General features: G+C 27.2%; 12 protein-coding genes. 8 read left to right on the plus strand and 4 right to left on the minus strand.

Annotated elements, in window-relative coordinates:
* Positions 1-3: 3 nt before the first annotated feature.
* On the plus strand, positions 4-921 hold the full coding sequence (locus tag IPP08_06630) for a hypothetical protein (GenBank protein ID QQS65463.1): 918 nt from the start codon (positions 4-6) through the stop codon (positions 919-921).
* On the opposite strand, the gene IPP08_06635 is transcribed toward IPP08_06630, so the two are convergent.
* The 3 genes from IPP08_06635 to IPP08_06645 form a co-directional block, all read right to left on the minus strand.
* The gene (locus tag IPP08_06635; GenBank protein QQS65464.1) at positions 914-1849 is read right to left on the minus strand and encodes a hypothetical protein; all 936 of its coding nucleotides are present in this window, start codon (positions 1847-1849) and stop codon (positions 914-916) included. The two genes, IPP08_06630 and IPP08_06635, sit on opposite strands and share 8 nt — an antisense overlap.
* Positions 1850-1860: 11 nt before the next feature.
* Positions 1861-2037 (minus strand): hypothetical protein, encoded by a 177-nt coding sequence (locus tag IPP08_06640; GenBank protein ID QQS65465.1) that lies wholly within the window; start codon positions 2035-2037, stop codon positions 1861-1863.
* 99 nt (positions 2038-2136) lie between these two features.
* Positions 2137-2745, minus strand: a complete 609-nt coding sequence (locus IPP08_06645) for a sigma-70 family RNA polymerase sigma factor (GenBank protein ID QQS65466.1) — start codon at positions 2743-2745, stop codon at positions 2137-2139.
* 201 nt (positions 2746-2946) lie between these two features.
* Here IPP08_06645 and IPP08_06650 point away from each other — a divergent pair, with 201 nt between their 5' ends.
* From IPP08_06650 to IPP08_06660, 3 genes are read left to right on the plus strand one after another with little or no spacing between them, the layout of a single operon-like run.
* A complete protein-coding gene (locus tag IPP08_06650; protein QQS65467.1) occupies positions 2947-5913 on the plus strand; it encodes a T9SS type A sorting domain-containing protein in 2967 nt (988 codons plus the stop codon).
* 49 nt (positions 5914-5962) lie between these two features.
* Positions 5963-6802 (plus strand): dienelactone hydrolase family protein, encoded by an 840-nt coding sequence (locus IPP08_06655; GenBank protein ID QQS65468.1) that lies wholly within the window; start codon positions 5963-5965, stop codon positions 6800-6802.
* A 3-nt stretch (positions 6803-6805) separates the two neighbouring features.
* Positions 6806-9619 (plus strand): hypothetical protein, encoded by a 2814-nt coding sequence (locus tag IPP08_06660; protein ID QQS65469.1) that lies wholly within the window; start codon positions 6806-6808, stop codon positions 9617-9619.
* 41 nt (positions 9620-9660) lie between these two features.
* On the opposite strand, the gene IPP08_06665 is transcribed toward IPP08_06660, so the two are convergent.
* A complete protein-coding gene (locus IPP08_06665) occupies positions 9661-10029 on the minus strand; it encodes a hypothetical protein (protein ID QQS65470.1) in 369 nt (122 codons plus the stop codon).
* Between the two features lie 177 nt (positions 10030-10206).
* On the opposite strand from IPP08_06665, the gene panB reads away from it, so the two are divergent.
* Genes panB through IPP08_06685 form a run of 4 tightly spaced genes read left to right on the plus strand, consistent with a single transcriptional unit; the run spans position 10207 to position 18308 of the window.
* Positions 10207-11016, plus strand: coding sequence for a 3-methyl-2-oxobutanoate hydroxymethyltransferase (gene panB, locus IPP08_06670; GenBank protein ID QQS65471.1), 810 nt, complete (start codon positions 10207-10209; stop codon positions 11014-11016).
* A 33-nt stretch (positions 11017-11049) separates the two neighbouring features.
* Entirely contained in the window at positions 11050-12354 is a 1305-nt protein-coding gene (locus IPP08_06675; GenBank protein QQS65472.1) for an O-antigen ligase family protein, read from the plus strand.
* A 58-nt stretch (positions 12355-12412) separates the two neighbouring features.
* Positions 12413-15613, plus strand: a complete 3201-nt coding sequence (locus IPP08_06680) for a hypothetical protein (protein QQS65473.1) — start codon at positions 12413-12415, stop codon at positions 15611-15613.
* On the plus strand, positions 15600-18308 hold the full coding sequence (locus tag IPP08_06685; GenBank protein QQS65474.1) for a T9SS type A sorting domain-containing protein: 2709 nt from the start codon (positions 15600-15602) through the stop codon (positions 18306-18308). The genes IPP08_06680 and IPP08_06685 overlap by 14 nt, the downstream gene beginning before the upstream one ends.
* Positions 18309-18384: the final 76 nt, after the last annotated feature.

The raw sequence follows: 18384 nt of genomic DNA on the forward strand, positions 1-18384 counted from the left end.
ATTTTGGTTCATTCAGTTATAGATATTGGTACTAATACTATTCTATTGCTCATAGCTCAAAAGTCTTATGATAGTGATTTTAATGTACTTCATGATGAACATAACATTTCAAGACTTGGATCGGGAATAGTTAAAAAAGGAGAAATTTCAAAAGATGCATTTGATAGAGTTGAAAATTTTTTAAAAAGATATATTTTTTTATCAGAACAATTTAATGTAGATAAGATAATTTCTGTCGGAACTAGTGGCTTAAGATCTGCTACAAATCGGAATCAGTTTTTAATTGAAATGAAAAATCGTACTGGATTAGACATATCCATTTTAAGCGGGCTTGAGGAAGCTGAAGGATCTTATATTGGTGGATTGTATGATTTAAATGTTAAAGAAGATTATAGAGTATTAATAGATATTGGTGGAGGTAGTACTGAAGTTGTATATGGATTTGGGAATAAAATTATAGATAAAATAAGTATTGAAATAGGTGCTGTTAAAATTAAAGAGAAATTCTACATTGAACAGCCAATTGATAAAAAGGTTATAGATCAAGCTAGATATTTTATAAGAGAAAAATTTTCTGAAATATTTGATATTCCTGGAAACCCTACTTTTGTTGGTGTTGCTGGAACAGTTACAACATTAGGGGAAATGGAACACACTACTAATAAAAATATTCCAAAGGAAGTAAATGGTAAAATACTTACAATCGAGAATGTTAGAAATCTAAGTTTTATATTAAACTTATTAGATATTAACAGGATAAAAAAAATCCCACAAGTAAATCCTGAAAGAGCAGATTTGTTGCCTGCTGGGTCATTAATTCTGGAAGAGTATATGAATAAATTTAAAATAAATGAATTAGTAGTAAGCACTTCTGGATTACGTTATGGTGTAATGAAGAATTCATTTATGAATTTTACTTAACCCCTGTTTCTCCATTCCAATTTAAATTATTCCTCCTAGAATTCAATAAAGTCCTAAATTTTATTTTCTGATCTTCATTTAATATTTGTATGATTTTCATTTTTGTTTCACTAATAATTATTTTTCTTTTTTGTTTGAAAATAAAAGGTGTATCATAATTATCTCTTTTTAGTTCTACTAGATTATTCTTAGCATTCAATATAATTTCATTAATTAAATCTAATTGATTTTTATTAGCATTTAATTGATTAATAATTTCTTTAAAATGATTAACTCCACCCTTTTCAAAACTATTCACTTCTTCATCTTTATACAACTTTAATTTGGATGTATCAGCTTTTACTAGTTTTACAGTAGAATCTATTTTTAATTTATTTTGATCAGATTTTATTTTAATGTCTTTCGAATTAATACGATTTTTATTTAGGTTAACAGAATCTATTGAATTAGTTTTAGGTATTATATTGGGTGTAATAGTACTTTTATTTTCGAGAATAGGTTTTGAAGTTAATACTTCCCTTTTTGAATATGATTGAGAAATTTCTTTATTGTTTTCTAATGACTGTTTAACCATTTCATGGAGCTTTGATGTGTTTTTTTTAAGTAAGTTAAATTGAGTTGAGTCAAGGTTAGGGGCTAATCTACTATTCAATGAATCCAAAATAATATGATATTTATTTGAAGTTGAATTACGTAAATCACTTATTTCTTGATAACTTTTATTTAGTAGGTTTCTCAAAGAATCTTGTTTTGATTCGTCAACGTTAAGGTTAGCAAATATATACTTTTCAAAACCTTTTGAGTTTCGTAAAGATTGTATATTATCTACTTTTGATTTAATATACAACAATGCACATATACTTCCAACGATTAAGCCAGAGATAAAAACTCCGAAAATAGATAAGTATGCTTTATTTTTATTATTCATATTTTCCTAATTTAAAATGTGGTTATTAATCCATGCATTGATGAGTAAGTTTCAATAACTTTAAATAAGTTTCCAGATATAAAAGCGATAATAATTGAAGCTAGTGAAACACCTCCAAAAGTTAATACAAGTTTTGGTCTTAATGATACTAATGCATCCAAAATATTTATGTTTTCCTTTGAGGACATAATTTTTATTGCAAGCTTTTCTGAAAACAAATATGGTAACTCTGTACTAAAGTTTTCTCTTAGTATTTGGTCTATTATAATTTTATTTTTCATATTATTTTAATCATAGAATTCAAATGAGTCATTTTTCAATATTTCCTTCATTTTATCTTTCGCTCTTGAAAGCCTTGATTTAACAGTACCTTCAGAAATGTTAAGTACTTTTGCAACTTCTTCAACAGACATTTCTTCAACAATTCTAAATACCATTACTGTTCTAAATTCTTCTGGTAACTTCTGCAATGCATTGATAACTGTATTTGTATTTTCCTCTAGAATCAAACTCTTATCAGTTAGGGAATCTCCAGCAAAACTTTCTTTAATAGAATTCTTATCTGTTTCTTGATCTATAGAATCATAACTAAAGAACAAGAATTTTTTCCTCCTTCGATTTTTAGAAACTCTATAACAATGCCTCATTGCAATTGTTGTTATGTAAGTACTAAAGAGTGATTCAGCCCTAAAACCCTTTAAAGCCTTAAAAATCAAGATAAAAATGTCTTGCGTTATATCCTCTAAATCTTGTTGAGAAACATCTCCAATAATACTTTTAATTGTAGAAATTACTCTTTTTTGATATCTTTTAATAAGTTCTACAAATGCTGGTTCATTTCCTTCCAACACTTGATTTACTAATTCAATATCAGTTATTTCATTATACTTAATCAAGATTTTGAAAATGACTTATTTTCTTAGATACACAATAATAAATTACGTTCCAATAATTTTTACTTTTTAAAAAATAGATTCAGTAATAAATTTTTTAATAATTAATTTTTCAGCTAATTAAAGATAAGGAAATTTTAATTTTTCAATGTAAGTTTACTTAAATTTGCATCTAATCTATAAATTTAGATTTAATTTATCATTATGAAAAATAAGCAATTGATAATAGTTTCATTAATTATCTTGATTAGTGTATTGTGTAATTTAGAGATTTATTCTCAACCTCTTTTGAATCCATTTGTATTTGTAATGCCAGGGAATGATACTGTAAATTCAAATTGGCTACCAAAATTTGAATTTCATGTTGCTGGTTCAAAAGGATTCATAGAATCAAAAGAAGAAAACTTTGTTCTAAAAAATGGTTCTCCAATCAAGTTTTATGGTGTCTCATTAGTAAATACTGCTTGCTTTCCAGATTCTGTTTCTGCAATAATAGTTGCAAAAAGATTAAGGAAGTTAGGAGTTAATTTAGTAAGATTTTGGGGTTGGGATTATCATAATAATGCAGGTACTTCTATTGTTGCGAATGGGAATAAATCAGACACAATAAATCCAGTTATGATTAAATCATTCGATTGGTTTATTTATCAACTTAAATTGAATGGGATTTATATTCATTTAGTTAAAGGATTTAACGGACCAAGGAAAGATGATGGGGTACCAGGTTGGGATTCTACTTATAATTATGGTAGAGATATTTTATTTTTCCAGTCACAATTTCAAGATCTACAAAAGAAAACTCTAAATACTTTTTTCTCACATGTAAATCCATTTACAAAAAATAAATATAGCGAAGAACCTGCTATTGCTTTTATTACACTGTTTAATGTTAATACTCTTTATGCATCTTGGAGTGATAATAGATTAAATCAAAGAAACAATTATTTGAGTTATTTTCATTCAAGACAGCTTGATACTTTATTCAATAATTATTTAATCAAAAAATATTCTAATACCAGTAATATTAAAGAAAAATATTATGAGGGGATTAAAAATGCAAGTATTGATTATTTTAAAAATGGTGGATTTGAAAGTTATACTGATAATTGGGTTGGAGCAGTACAAGAAGGATCAATAGCCTCAATAATAGCATTGCAAGGTCCTGAAGTTTGCCCAAACGAAGGTTCCACTTCTTTAAGGGTAGTTGTTAGACAAGTAAATAATAATGCTAATGGAATAACCATACGGCAGACTGGTTTTCCAATTCGTATTAATGGTATTTATGAAGTTACTTTCAAAGCAAAAACAGATACTATTGCTGGCAGACAAATAACTATAACCACAAACTTAGGGTTTTCACAAAATGTAAATATTACTAAAGATTGGACTCAATATAAATTTATTTTTAGATCTTTGATTTCTGATTCATTAAATTCTACAATTACATTTCAATGCGGTAGATTCAGAGGCGATGTATTTTTAGATGCTGTAACATTAAAAGAAACTGGACGTGATGGAATAGCTCAAACAGAATCACTTGAAAATGTTTCAGTTCAAAGAGTTAAGTTTACAGATATGCCATTAGTTACCATACAACGTGCAGTAGATCAAATTAATTTTTATGATGAATTGACTAGCAATTACTTCAAATCAATAATAAATTATACTAAATCAATTGGAGTCAAACAACTTTTTACTCCAACTAATTTTTCATTAATAAGTAGTGATTTGAAGTTTCAAAAAGATTTTGTTTATTCATCATCAGCGGGTCCTGGTTCAACAGTTCAGTGGGATTACAATGGATCTAGAAACTCTTTACCTTACTCTGATTCAACCTGGGTAATAAGAAATTATTCTTTAATGAAATATAGAGATCAAATTCTTCCAGTTTATTCAAGGAATTCAATAACTAACAAACCATTTATTGCTGAAAATTATGGAGAAGTTTATCCAAATAAATTTAGACCAGAAATTATGTTATTCATGCCATCATATTCTGCTTTACAAAATTGGTCAGCAATAGAATATTATTATTATTCTGCATCATCTTCGGAATATAGTAATAGACGGCGAATATTCAAAGACGAATTTCAAGGAATTATAGGTGATCCATCTATGCTTTCATTAATGCCACAATCGTCTCAGTTATTTAGAGGAGGACTAATTTCACAAGCAGAAAGGATGTTAAAAATTAATCATGATTCTCAAGATTTATTGTTTCTCCCAGTAATTTATAGTCTAAGAAATAATATTTATAATATTGATGGTACTTTAAATAATGGAGTTCATTTAGTTAGTCAAATGAGAGTTGACTCCTTTTCTGCAAGCAAACATTATACAGCTTCAGATTATTATTTTACAAATCCAACTGATGATAATATTGAAAGCGATACTAAAGAGTTGAAAATAGATATGACAAAAGGTTATATGATTATTAATAGCCCAAAGGCTCAAGGTTTTACTGGTGCTATTTCTCAGTTATCGGATGTTTCTACAGATAATTTAAAATTGAATTGGGTTTCTGGTGGTGCAAATGCATCTATTTTATGGACATCCCTTGATTCAAATAAATTGAATAATACTGTTAAATCTTTGTTAACAATTTCTACTCGTTCCACTAATACAAATGCTATTTTTACTTTTGGTGATTCCTCATTTGCAAAGAATTGGGGAGTTGCACCAACATTACTTGAAGGTATTAAGTTAGGTGTAAACTTTATCACAGAAGCTGACAGTGTAATAATTCATCCTTTAGATTCCTTTGGATTAGAAATTCCGAGTAAAGCATTTTCTGCGATTAGAAATTCATTGGGTATATGGAGATCTACTATAGACATAAGTGCATTAGGAACTCCAATGTTTGGGGTTGAACAAAAATTTAAAGATATAGTATCTGTTAATGAAAGTAATTCAGTTAATGTTAGTGAGGTTTTTCCAATACCAACAAATGATTATATTAATTTAAAAATATCAAACTATTCAAACGAAATTATAAAAGGTAAAATTTTAAATTCTGTAGGTGAAGTAATACAAATTTTCAATATAAACAATTTTATTTATGGGTCTAATCCATTTAAATTAAACGTAAATTCTTTGATTAATGGTGTATATTATATTACTCTACTGGTAGATAATAATGTTTATAAAAGGAAATTTTTAGTAGTAAAATAGTTTGTAAAATTTATATAAATCATATTTTTAAACAATTAATTTTCGATAATTGGAAATCACTCATAATAAACTTACGTTTGTAACTTCAGATAATAATGTCCTAAATTGTGATATTAAGTATGTTGATAATAGTTTAAAAAAACCAGTTGTTATCGTAGTTCATGGTTTTAAAGGTTTTAAAGATTGGGGTTCTATGCATTATATTTGTGATAAATTTTGTTTAGAAAATTATTTTGTAGTTTCATTTAATTTCTCTCATAATGGTATTAATGGTCATGAAACTGATTTTACTCAATTAGATAAATTCAAAAAAAATACATTTTCTTTAGAAATCGAAGAGTTGCTTTTTATTGTGAATTTATTTCTTACAAACAAAATAGGATCTCAACAAAATTACGATCCAAATAATATAAATTTAGTTGGTCATTCACGTGGAGGAGGAATTGTTATTTTAGCAACTTCTAGAGTTACTAATATTAAAAAAATTGCTATCTGGGGTGGAGTAAGTACATTTGAAAGATATTCAGAAAGACAAAAACAAACTTGGCGGGAGACTGGAGTGTTCAAAACTAAGAATATGAGAACTGGTCAAATTATGGAGTTAGGTATTGAATTACTTAATGATCTAGAACAAAATTCTGAAAGTTTAAATATTTTAAAAAATTTACAAAATATTAATAGTAAAATAATATTTATTCATGGTGAACAGGATATAGCTGTAAACTTAAAAGAAGCTCATCAATTATACAATTCATCTATAAAGGCAAATACAATTTTAAAAATTATCCCAAATACTGGTCATACTTTTGGTGCAGTTCATCCCTTTTCAGGATCAAATATTTCTTTAGATTCTGCTATAAATCAAACATTAGAATTTTTTAAAAAATAATAAATGTTCAAAACCAATTACTTAAAAAGAATAAATAAAATAATTAAATTTTTTGCTTTAATTATTTGTTTTCAGTTATTTATTTCAGATGTCGTTTTTTCTCAATTTCAAAAGAATTATTTCCCAGAATATTGTTATAAACCACTTGATAGTGCTTTATCTTCTATTTTAATGACTCGTAATGATTTAACAATGAGGTGGGACGCTACTGGCAATGATTTACATAGATTAAAAAATATAAAAAACCTTTTTAGCAATCCATTATCAGCATTTACCTTATCTGATAGTGTTGCTAATTCTGGAAAATATGGAATTAAAGATCCTCTTCCCTTTTTTCTTTTAACTGCTTCTTTATTAGATAACAGTGATAATTTTTCTCCTGAACGGCCTATACTTACTAATGATAAAATCAAGTCGGCTACTGGTATTGATTTAAATACATTAAATTTTGCAGAACAATTTTTACTTAGAAAATTTTTAGTTTTAGCAATTTATGTTGATTTACAAACTGATAAAAATAGATTTTTATTGGATGAAGAAAAGTTAAAACGTGTACTAAATTATTGTGATTCATTACTCATACATTCAGAAAATGATAATGGAGATGACTTGATTAATGATAGATTATCTGAAAGAATTTCTTTAATAAAAGCTAAAAAATTTTTTGGAGAAGATGCACAAGGATTAGATTATGGATTGTTAAATGAAACTGGAACTTTATTGTATTTATCCTCATTTGATGTAGCTAAAAATATGGCTGTTGAAATAACTAATTTATCTTCTGAAATTCATACCCACGTTTGGGATACTAAATTTGGTAGAGTTGCAATTGGAGGTAAAGGTGATGATACATATACTGGGGAATATTTTTGTATAATTGATGTAGCTGGAAATGATATATATAAAATGACAGATAAAACAAAAAATCAATCTTATAACCATCCTACTAATTTGATAGTTGATTTTAATGGAGATGATAATTATATTGGTGGTGATTACTCTTTTGGAGGATCGGTTTTTGGTAATTCCACTTTAATTGATATGAAAGGGAATGATAATTATTCTGCAAAAAATTTCTCACTTGGTTGTGGATTCTTTTCAACCAATGTTCTTTACGATGGAGAAGGAAATGATCATTATTCAGGTGGTACATGTGTTGAAGGAACTGGTTTATTTGGAGTAGGATTGTTAATTGATGCTAAAGGTAATGATAGTTATAATGCGCATTTACAATCTCAAGGATTTGGTTTTACTAGAGGCTTTGGGGCAATTTTAGAAGGTGAAGGAAATGATCAATATATAGCTAATTCACCTTATACAGATTTTTTAAGGTATGATGATCATTTTGAAACATTCTGTCAAGGGGCTGCATTGGGTTACAGACCTGTGGCTTCAGGTGGGTATGGATTCATTTGTGATTATTCTGGTAATGACTTATATCAAGCAGATATTTATGGTCAAGGAGTTGGGTACTGGTATGGCTTAGGAGGTATAATCGATCAAAAAGGAAATGATAGTTATTCAGCTTTTCAATATGCTCAAGGTGCAGGAATTCACCTTGCATTTGGAGTTCTAATTGATACTTCTGGTAACGATAATTATTTCTCACATGGTGTTTCTCAAGGATGTGGTCATGATATAGGTTTTGGTGGATTATACGATGCAAAAGGTGATGATAACTATGTTGTTGAAAGTTTATCCTTAGGTGGTGGTAATGCAAATGCTATTTCATTTTTTTTAGATGCTGGTGGGAATGATGGCTACTTAGCTCGAAATGATAATACTATGGGATTTAGTGATTTTAGAAGAGATTATGGGATGATTGGAATATTTTTAGATTTAGAAGGTAAAGATTTTTATGGTTCTGTTAGAGGAAAAAATGATTCACTATGGAATGGTAGTTATTATGGTGTTGGATATGATGGTGAAAATTTAAGACCATCAACTGCACCTCCATCAGTAGAAAAAAAGATTGAAAAATCAAATGAAGAAGTTTTAAAAGAATTATCATCAGATATACCAACTTTGTTTATTCAAGCTTCAGCAGCACCTCAGAAATATCAATATCTTGTTGAACCTGCTAGAAAAAAATTAGTTTCTTTGCAGAACGAATCTTTACCTTATTTATTAAATAGTTTAAATACTGAACAACCACGTGAAGCATTGATGATAAGTTTAGTTTTACCTAAAATGGGTGTTATTGCTTTAAAAGCTTTAATTGATACTGTTAAAAGAGGTGAAAAATCTAGGATTGGTAGAGCAGTTTATATTCTAGGTGAGATTAAAAATGATACTGCTGCTGAAATTATTGCAGATAGAATGGTTGATAGTTCAAGTAATTGGAGATTAAGAGCAACTTGTGGTGAAGCATTAATGAAGTTAAATACTTCAAAAGTTAAAGATCAATTATTGGAAACCATAAAAGATACTATTCCAATTGTTCGTGCTTATGCTTTAAGAGCTTATTTAAAATCAGCTAATAGACAAGAATTGAAATCTATTTTATATTTGATTGAAGATACCAACCAAATAGTTAGGTATCAGTTTTTAACTGCTTTTCAAAAAAGAGGGGTTGATGATTTATCGGATTTTATAATAGATAATCTAACATTGAATCCAACTGGAATTAAAAGTGAAATTTTTTATAAGTTATTATTTGATTTAAAAAGTATTCCTGCCAAAAATAATGCAATAGGTGCAGTTAAAAGAATGAACAATTCAGTTTTTAGAATTAAACAACTTAATGATTATTGGAAAAAAAACAGTGAAAAAGTAAATCCAATTGAATTAGAAATCAAGAAAAAAAAATCTAAATAAATTAGAATTTTAAACACAAAATATTTAACTAAATAAAACAACTACAAAGTATCTTCATAAGTAAAAGGTTCCCAACCTTCTCCTTCACAAGGAATTATATTCTCAGAAACATGAAGGTCAAGTTTTTTGCATAATAATTGTTCTGGATCAAACCACCTACATGAAGTACAAAGTGACTCTTCAATAATTTGTTTACTATCTTCTTTAAATTTTTGATATTGAATTTGTGCAGGATAAATTCCAATTGCTGCAATAGCCCCAATAGTTATTGCCCACCATTGAGAATACTCATTGAATCTATCTAATAATAACCACATTACAATAATTACGAAAACTACTCTAATTAAAGTCCACCATATTATTGACCCAAAATTGTGATTATTTTTAACATTTTGTTGTTCATATATCATATAATTTATTTATTTATTTTTGATAAAAATCATTTTAATTTACTTAGAACTAGAAATTTAAAATGAATATTATTTATTTTAATTTGTGAAAATAATTTGAGATATATTATAAATATTATTTTCTGTAAAAATTTATAATAATTTGATTCAACTTTAATTAGAACATACAATATTTTAATGAACGAAACTAGAAGAATTACAACTAGAGTATTAGGCACCATGAAAAAAGAGGGTAAGAAAATTTCTGCTCTCACAGCCTATGATGCAACAATAGCAAAATTATTGGATAGAGCTGGAATTGATATTATACTTGTTGGTGACTCATTAGCGAATGTTGTTCAAGGTCATGATTCAACACTACCTGTTACTTTAGATGAAATGATTTACCATACCAAAGCTGTTACTAGAGCCGTTGAAAGATCTATGATTGTAACTGATATGCCTTTTATGAGTTATCAAGTTCATCACGACGAAGCATTTAGGAATGCTGGAAGAATAATGAAAGAGACTTCATCTGGTGCTGTTAAATTAGAAGGTGGTATTGAATTTGCTGAAGCGGTAAGAAGAATGACATCTTCTGGAATACCAGTTATGGGTCATTTAGGATTACAACCTCAATCAATTTTTCAATATGGTGGATATCAACCAAGAGGTAAAACTGAGGAAGAAGCTACAAAAATTCTTAGTGATGCAATGGCTTTGCAACATGCAGGAGCATTTGCAATTGTTCTTGAAAAAATTCCTTCATCACTTGCCAAAATTATTACTGAATCATTAACAATCCCAACTATTGGTATAGGTGCTGGTAAACACTGCGATGGACAAATTCTTGTTTATGCTGATATGCTAGGGTTAACTGTTGATTTTTCACCAAGATTTGTAAGAAGATATGATAACTTTTCAGAAAGAACTGTTAAAGCAACTAAAGAATATATAAAAGATATTGTATCTGGTGATTTCCCAAATGATTCTGAAAGTTATGAATAATGTTATTGATTTTGTATAATTAATTTTTAGATTTTGAACGAATATAAATCATCTAATAGCTTATTAAAAGAGAGTATAAATGACCCTTTAAGGATAATATCATTATTCCTTACTTGGTTTGCACTTTGTTATGGTGCTAGAATTGGGAATGATTCGCCTTTAACTTATTACCCTTTAGAGAATTTTTTTGGTCAATTAAATCCTAATCACATAGCAATAATTTCTGCTTTAATTTTTACTTTTATTTCAAGATCTTTAACCAAAAATTATGAAATTGAAAAACCTCCATTTCACAAACAAAATGTAATTCTTTGGGTTATAATGGTTATGTACCCATTAATTTCAATGTTTATAATTGAGAATAGATTTAGAATTCCATATGAAATTACTGGTATGCCAGTTTTTTTGTTAATGTTTTATGTTTGGTCATTCATTTTTAAACCTTCAGATCTAAAAATTATGGCTTGGATTTTATTTTTTAGCGGACTTTATAAATCGATTGAAGGTATGTCTGTATTTTTTACTATTGGGATAAAATGGGGCTTATTAACTGGTTGGCGAGATGCTCTATTACAAAGTATAATGATATCGGGTGCTGTTTTTGCTTTTGTAGTAAAACCGAAAGATGATAGAGAATACTCCTATTTAAGATATGCTTTCTTTATTAGTCTCCCAATGACATTATTTACTTTTATTAATTCAATTAGAAGATCTTTTATGTTAAGTATTTTAATTTCAATGATATTATTAATGTTTACATTACCCAAAAGAGAAGTAAAAAGAATTTTATCAATTATTACATTAATTTTGATTGGATCTGCATTTGTAGCAGTAACTTTTATTAATCCTAAAGATTTAGAATTAAGAATAACAAATTTAACCGATCCTTCAACTGAAGGATCAACAGCATATAGGCTAATTGAAGTATATAATGTTTGGCAAATGGTAAAGGAAAAGCCTTTAACTGGCTACCCTATGGGTACTCAATCTAAAAATTATACAAACATTACATTTGAAAATGTTTCTTCATTAATGCCACACAATACATATTTGTATATGCTTTACAGAGCAGGTATATGTGGATTGATTGCTTGGTTATTTTTTTTAATTGTAATAGTTAAATTGCACTTACAATCTATAAAAGCTGCAAATTCACCATTTCTAAGATTTTTAGCTTTATGGTTTGCATCAGCAACCTTAGCTCTTATTCCTGCTGGTTTTGTTATTCCAACTCAATCCGATAAATTAGAATTTTTATTCCCATTTGTATTAATTTGTACTTCTTACTTACCAAGATTAATTACTAGTCTAAAAACAGAACCTCTTTACATGTTATAAATTAAGGGATTTTTTTTTGACTTTATTTATCTATAAAATATTGTGATATTCGACTTTTATGATTATAATTAAAACTCCAATTTTAAAGTTATTAATACTCGGAATTCTATTTTCTGTAATTAATACTTTTTCTAATGCTAAAGAAAATTTTTATTCATTGATTGAAAATCAAAGTGATAATTCAATTATTTTTTCATTTAAAAATTTTCATTCAGTTATAAAAAATGATAAATCACTTTTTTATTTGGATAATAATGCTCCATTAAATTCAACATTTAAAATTGATTCTAACACCTTAAATAATTTAAACTTTACATTTTGTATTCCATTAAATGCTATTAATATTAATGCTGAATTAATAAAATCTAATATTGATACAATTTACTTAAAACATAAGTTTAATATTGATAACAAAATATTGATTGTTGCAAAACCTTATTTACAAAGAGGAATCAGATTGGTATCAGTAAAGTTAAACCCCTATAAATATTTTGAATCTGGAATTCTTAATATGAATTCAGGAATAATTAAATTAAGTTGGGATTTAGTTCAATCAAAAAATAAATATTCTTTGATTGAAGAAAGTAAATCTGTTGAAGAGTTTTTTTCTTCTTTTGTAATGAATTATAAGATTTCAAAATCATGGCAACTAGAGTCTTTGTCTAACAATAACTTGCAATCTAAAATAGAAAATTTTGGAATAGGAGAATCTATTATTATGTTAACTCCTAATGATGGAATTTACAATATATCTGGGAAAGATGCCATAGATTTAGGTGCAAATAATATAATTGGAAAATTATTTTCTGAGATTAGAATCAAGAATAAAGAAAAGCTAATTCCTTTTTACATTGTAGATAAAGATTCAAATAATTCATTTGATTTAAACGACGAGATTGAATTTTATGGTTCAAGAAATAATGATAATGACAGCTTATATTACAGTGATATTACAGATACAAATGCATATATCTTAACTTGGAATGGCGGATTAAAGAATATTAAAAATATTAAATTAGTATCTCAATCTAATTTAATCTTTAAACCAATTGAATATCAAGATACAACCCTTCATTTTGAAAAGAATAACATTTCATTCTTAGGTCATACATTAAACATAAATGAAGGTGGGGATGTTAGAACAATTCATAACAATAACAGAGTTAAAGGTGAAAGGTATTACTGGGGTAAATTTAGTAAACCTGGTGATGTGATTTTTACCATTCCATTTGAATGTTACCCTTCTTTTGCCAACAATCAAAAAATTAAAATAAGTACAAGACTTTTAGGAAATTCGCTTAGACAATCACATAATTTAACTTTTAGATTAAATGGTAAAAATTTTAAGGATAGATTTCATATTAATATTTATTCTGATACTTTGATTGAATTTTATGCAGATCAAAATTATTTCATACAAGGAAAAAATACATTATTAATATTAATTGATGATACTTTAAGTGATATAAATAATGAACTATATTTTGATTACCTTGAATTAAATGGTAAATTTAGTGGAGTAAATAATAGTAATAAATTATATTTAACTGAAAATAAAAATTCAATTAAAATTCCACTTTTTTTAGATACTCAAGAATCTAATATTGTTTTTTCAGAAAAAGAAAAAATTGAGGTTAAAGATATAAAAAGAGGTTCCCATTACAATATTACATCAAGACAAATGGTAGGTGATGATAGACAATTACCTGGTTTTGTTTTTCAAAGCAAAGACACAACAATTTCATCATTACCCTATCAATTAGGTATTATGGCAATAGAGATTAATGGATTTGATGGTTCTATATTAAGGACCGATAGATTTGATTTGTATGGCTCTAATGCAAATAATGAAGCACTTAGATGCTCAGATTTCATTAAATCTTCACAGGATAGTAATTATTTAATTTTAGGTACTTCGGTTGGGTCTGGGAGATTTGCTAAGTCAGTTTTAAAGAATCAATTTCAAAGGATTGGAGTAACTAAATTGATAGATCCAAAAGTAGATGACTTTGTATGCTCATGGATTTATGGAGTTAAAATAGGAGATATTTCAACATCTCAAGAATATTTTTCTACAATAGAAGATAGTAATCAAGGGTTAGGTAAGAAAATATTTTTTGAAAACAAATTAGGTAATTCCTTTTTAGGAGTACTCAATTTAGATAGTATCAGTAGTAGTTCATTTAATATTAGTAAAATAATAAAACCTAAATTTTTGTATTCTAAAAAGGATATCTTATTAGAACCTAGACAAGCGGATATGATTATAATTTCCCATAGTAATTTCATTGAAAGTGCCATTAAATTAGCTAATTATAGAACAACAATCAATGGTATAAAAACTTTAGTTATAAACGTTCAAGATATTTATAATGAATTTAATTTTGGAATTAAATCAAACATTGCTATTAGAAAATATACTGATTATATTTTTAAAAATTATCAATCACCCAAACCTGCTTATTTATTATTGTTTGGAGATGCTTCATGGGATGTTTCAATGAGTTTACCTAATTCAGTAAAAACAGATTTTGTTCCATCAAATGGAAGACCCGTTTCAGATTATCTATATTCAGTTGCTCTAGAAGATTCAATCAACTTCACTCCAAATTACTTTGTTGGGAGGCTTCCAGTTGATAATGTAATTGAAGCAGAAGCTATTGTAAGTAAACTGATTGAATATGATACACTTCCACCTGCATGGTGGAATAAAAGATATTTATTTGTTGCTGGAGGTACTTCTGAGAAGCAAGTATCTGATGAAAGAAGTAGAGATAAGAATCTTGCAGAGCTTGTTCTAAACAATAATTATCAAGGTGATACTGCATTTGTTTTTCGTACTGAAAAAGATCCAATTTTGCAGTTCCCAACAACTACAGATGGATATTGGGTACGGGATGAAGTCAATAAAGGTTGTTTACATTGGAGTTTTAGTGGACATGGATCAATTAATAATATTGATTTAGATTTTGGAAATGCTGAGGATTTTAATAATGTAAATAAATATTTTATTGTTTCAAGTTTTTCATGTCAAACTGGTGATTTTTCAGATCCTGTTGTAGATTCAAGAACAGAAAGAATGATTAAAATTGCAAATAAAGGAGCTATTGCTGCTATTGGAAACACAAGTTATTCTTATACAGTTGTTGATAATGATTTAAAAAGAAATTTTTATGAATACATTTGTTCAATTCCATTGGATAGGTATCTTGGACATATTTTTACAAAATCAAAATATCCAATTTATGAAAAATATTAAATCCTTATATGGTGAAAAAGATAATTCAAGTTTAAATTATTATCAGTTATTTAAGAATCATTTACTTTGTCATTCATTGATGGGAGATCCTTCAATGAAAATTGCAACAAGAAACACTTCAGAGCTTTCTATACCTCCAGATAGAATTAAAGCTATCAATCCTGAAGGAGATTCCCCTACTCCTCTTGATAGTATCTTAATTTTACAAGGTGAGTTAAGAAATTATGGAATGCCTGTGATTAACAGTGACACTTCTATAACTTTAATTGCTACATTAACTAATTCAAAGGGTGATGAGATAAAACTTGTTGATACTGTAAAATATTTAAACAGAACTTATCTTTTTTCTTTCAAGTATCCAATTAGTAAATCTGCAGAAGAATATAAGTTTAATGTTATTGTTGATCCTGAAAGAAAAGTGAAAGAAGAATACCTTCAGGACAACTCAGTTACTTTTTCATTTAAAATTATTGGAAATCAACCTATACCACTTGAGCCAATTCCATTCGGTGTAATAACTGGTTATGATAATATCAAAATTCGTTTGATAAATCCACCAAGTGGTTCTGGATCCACAATTTGGGTAGATACAACTAATTTATTTAATTCTAATTTTTCATTAAATAATAAAGTTACTGGAGTTGTAAATGAAAATGAATTAACTACTGAATGGACTTTTTCAATTCCTGAATTTCTTAGATCAAAAAAACAATTTTGGTGGAAAGCAATTTCATCAAGTGGAGATACTTCAACAGCAAATCAATATCCTTTAATTGAAACATTTACTATTCAAACTGATAAACAAAGCGATATTAATTTTATTCAATCAGATTCTTTACAACTTTCTAAGAGCAATGTAAATGATTTGGTAAGATATTCAAATGGCATAGGACCAGGATCATTAAATGTTGATATTCAATTGTTTTCAATTGGTCAATCATTTTATAATAATGGAAATGAGATTTTGCAAAAAAGGATTTCTATGATTATTGGAGGCAAAGAATTTAGACCAATAAACCGAGATGGTTTGAATGTTTTAGTTTTAGAAAAAAACTCATCTCATCCAAAATTTGATACTAGTTTTGCTTTTTATCAAGGTAAAGCAAAAAGTTTTATAAATTTTATAAAAGATTCTGTTAAAATTGAAGATATAGTTTTATTATGTGCTAACGGAGTTTCATTTGATTCACTTGAAAGTGGTTCAAAATCTATTAGAACTGAGTTAATAAATACTTTAAATTCTATTGGAAGTAAAAATGCATCTACAATAAAAACTTTTGACTCTTATTGTTTGATTGGTAGTAAAAAATCTGGATTTAATTCAATTGAAAATATAATTAATGCTGATTCTTTGAAGAACTTAGGCTTTGAACCACCTTTTATAAGTCGACAAAATTACTCTCTATCACTCCCTTCTCAAAGTGGTAAATTAACAACCCCAATTATTGGTAATGCCACTAAATGGAATGAATTGATTGCAGATTATTTTGGAAGTTCAAATGCTAAATTGATTATTAATGGAGTAAAAAGAAATGGGATTAAAGATGAATTGTTTAGAACTGATTTGATGTTAAAAAATGATTTATCAAGCATAAACGTAATTGATTATCCAAGAATTGAAGCTGTAATACAGTTTCCAAATGATTCATTAGTTAGATTAAAAAGTTTTCAGATTTCTTATAAACCTTCACCTGAGTTAGCGCTACGACCATCAACTTTTAGGTTTGTAAAAGATTCTTTACTTCAAGGAGATACAGCAATATTGAATTCAACTCTAATTAATTTATCATCAAATATTATTTCTTATAAAGTATCATCAATTTTAAAAGAAGCTGGTGAAAACAATATAATATTTGATTCAACATTTAATGATTCAATAAAACCATTAGACAGTGTTGTTAGCATTTTCAAGATTCTGACTAATAAATATTCAGGTTATAGAAGTTATATTGTTGAAGCTAATAGTAAAGATAATCCTTCAGAAAATTATAGATTAAATAACCGATTATCTGCTACTTTAAAATCTAATTTAGATAAAGATGTTCCATTAGTAGAAATTTATGCAGATGGAAATAGATTAATGAATGGAGATTTTGTATCTCCTAAATCAAAATTTGAATTTAAAATAAATGATAACTCAAATCTTACTATTAATGATTCAACATCTTTGAAATTAATTTTTGATAATGATATAATAAAAACAGATTCAAAAGGAGCTTATTACAAACCAATTTACCTTGGCAATTATAAAGCAAGTTTGATCTTTAAACCCGAAAATGATTTACAATCTGGATTACACGAGCTAAAATTTTTTATTACAGATGCTACTGGAAACTCAGACACAATTCCAAATAGAGGCTTCCTGGATTTTTATGTTTCATCTGAACTTAAAGTTGTAAATGTTGTAAATTTTCCAAATCCATTTTCAACTAAAACTGATTTCACTTATATTATAGGTAGTGAAACAGTTCCAGAAAAAGGTAATATTAAAATTTACACTATATCCGGAAAAAAAATTAAAGAAATAATTTTAAATCCAAATCAATTAAAAATTGGTTTTAATAAAGTTGAGTGGAATTCAGAAGACTTTGATGGAGATAAAATTGCAAATGGAGTTTATCTTTACAAACTAACAATTGAAAATGTTAAGGGTGAGAGTTTTGAAATTATAGATAAATTAGCTATTGTAAAGTAAAATTAATTGTTAAAAAAAAGAGCTAAAAAGTATTATATACTTCATGCCCTTTTCAATTTACAATTGCAATTTCATA

Source organism: Chlorobiota bacterium (assembly GCA_016700335.1).
GTDB lineage: Bacteria > Bacteroidota > Ignavibacteria > OLB7 > OLB7.

What these genes read in the sequence shown, in the direction of transcription:
- IPP08_06635 (QQS65464.1), bottom strand. Translation starts at nt 1,849, where the DNA reads ATGAATAATAAAAATAAAGCATACTTATCTATTTTCGGAGTTTTTATC.
- IPP08_06640 (QQS65465.1), bottom strand. Translation starts at nt 2,037, where the DNA reads ATGTCCTCAAAGGAAAACATAAATATTTTGGATGCATTAGTATCATTA.
- IPP08_06650 (QQS65467.1), top strand. Translation starts at nt 2,947, where the DNA reads ATGAAAAATAAGCAATTGATAATAGTTTCATTAATTATCTTGATTAGT.
- IPP08_06660 (QQS65469.1), top strand. Translation starts at nt 6,806, where the DNA reads ATGTTCAAAACCAATTACTTAAAAAGAATAAATAAAATAATTAAATTT.
- IPP08_06665 (QQS65470.1), bottom strand. Translation starts at nt 10,029, where the DNA reads ATGATATATGAACAACAAAATGTTAAAAATAATCACAATTTTGGGTCA.
- panB (QQS65471.1), top strand. Translation starts at nt 10,207, where the DNA reads ATGAACGAAACTAGAAGAATTACAACTAGAGTATTAGGCACCATGAAA.
- IPP08_06680 (QQS65473.1), top strand. Translation starts at nt 12,413, where the DNA reads ATGATTATAATTAAAACTCCAATTTTAAAGTTATTAATACTCGGAATT.
- IPP08_06685 (QQS65474.1), top strand. Translation starts at nt 15,600, where the DNA reads ATGAAAAATATTAAATCCTTATATGGTGAAAAAGATAATTCAAGTTTA.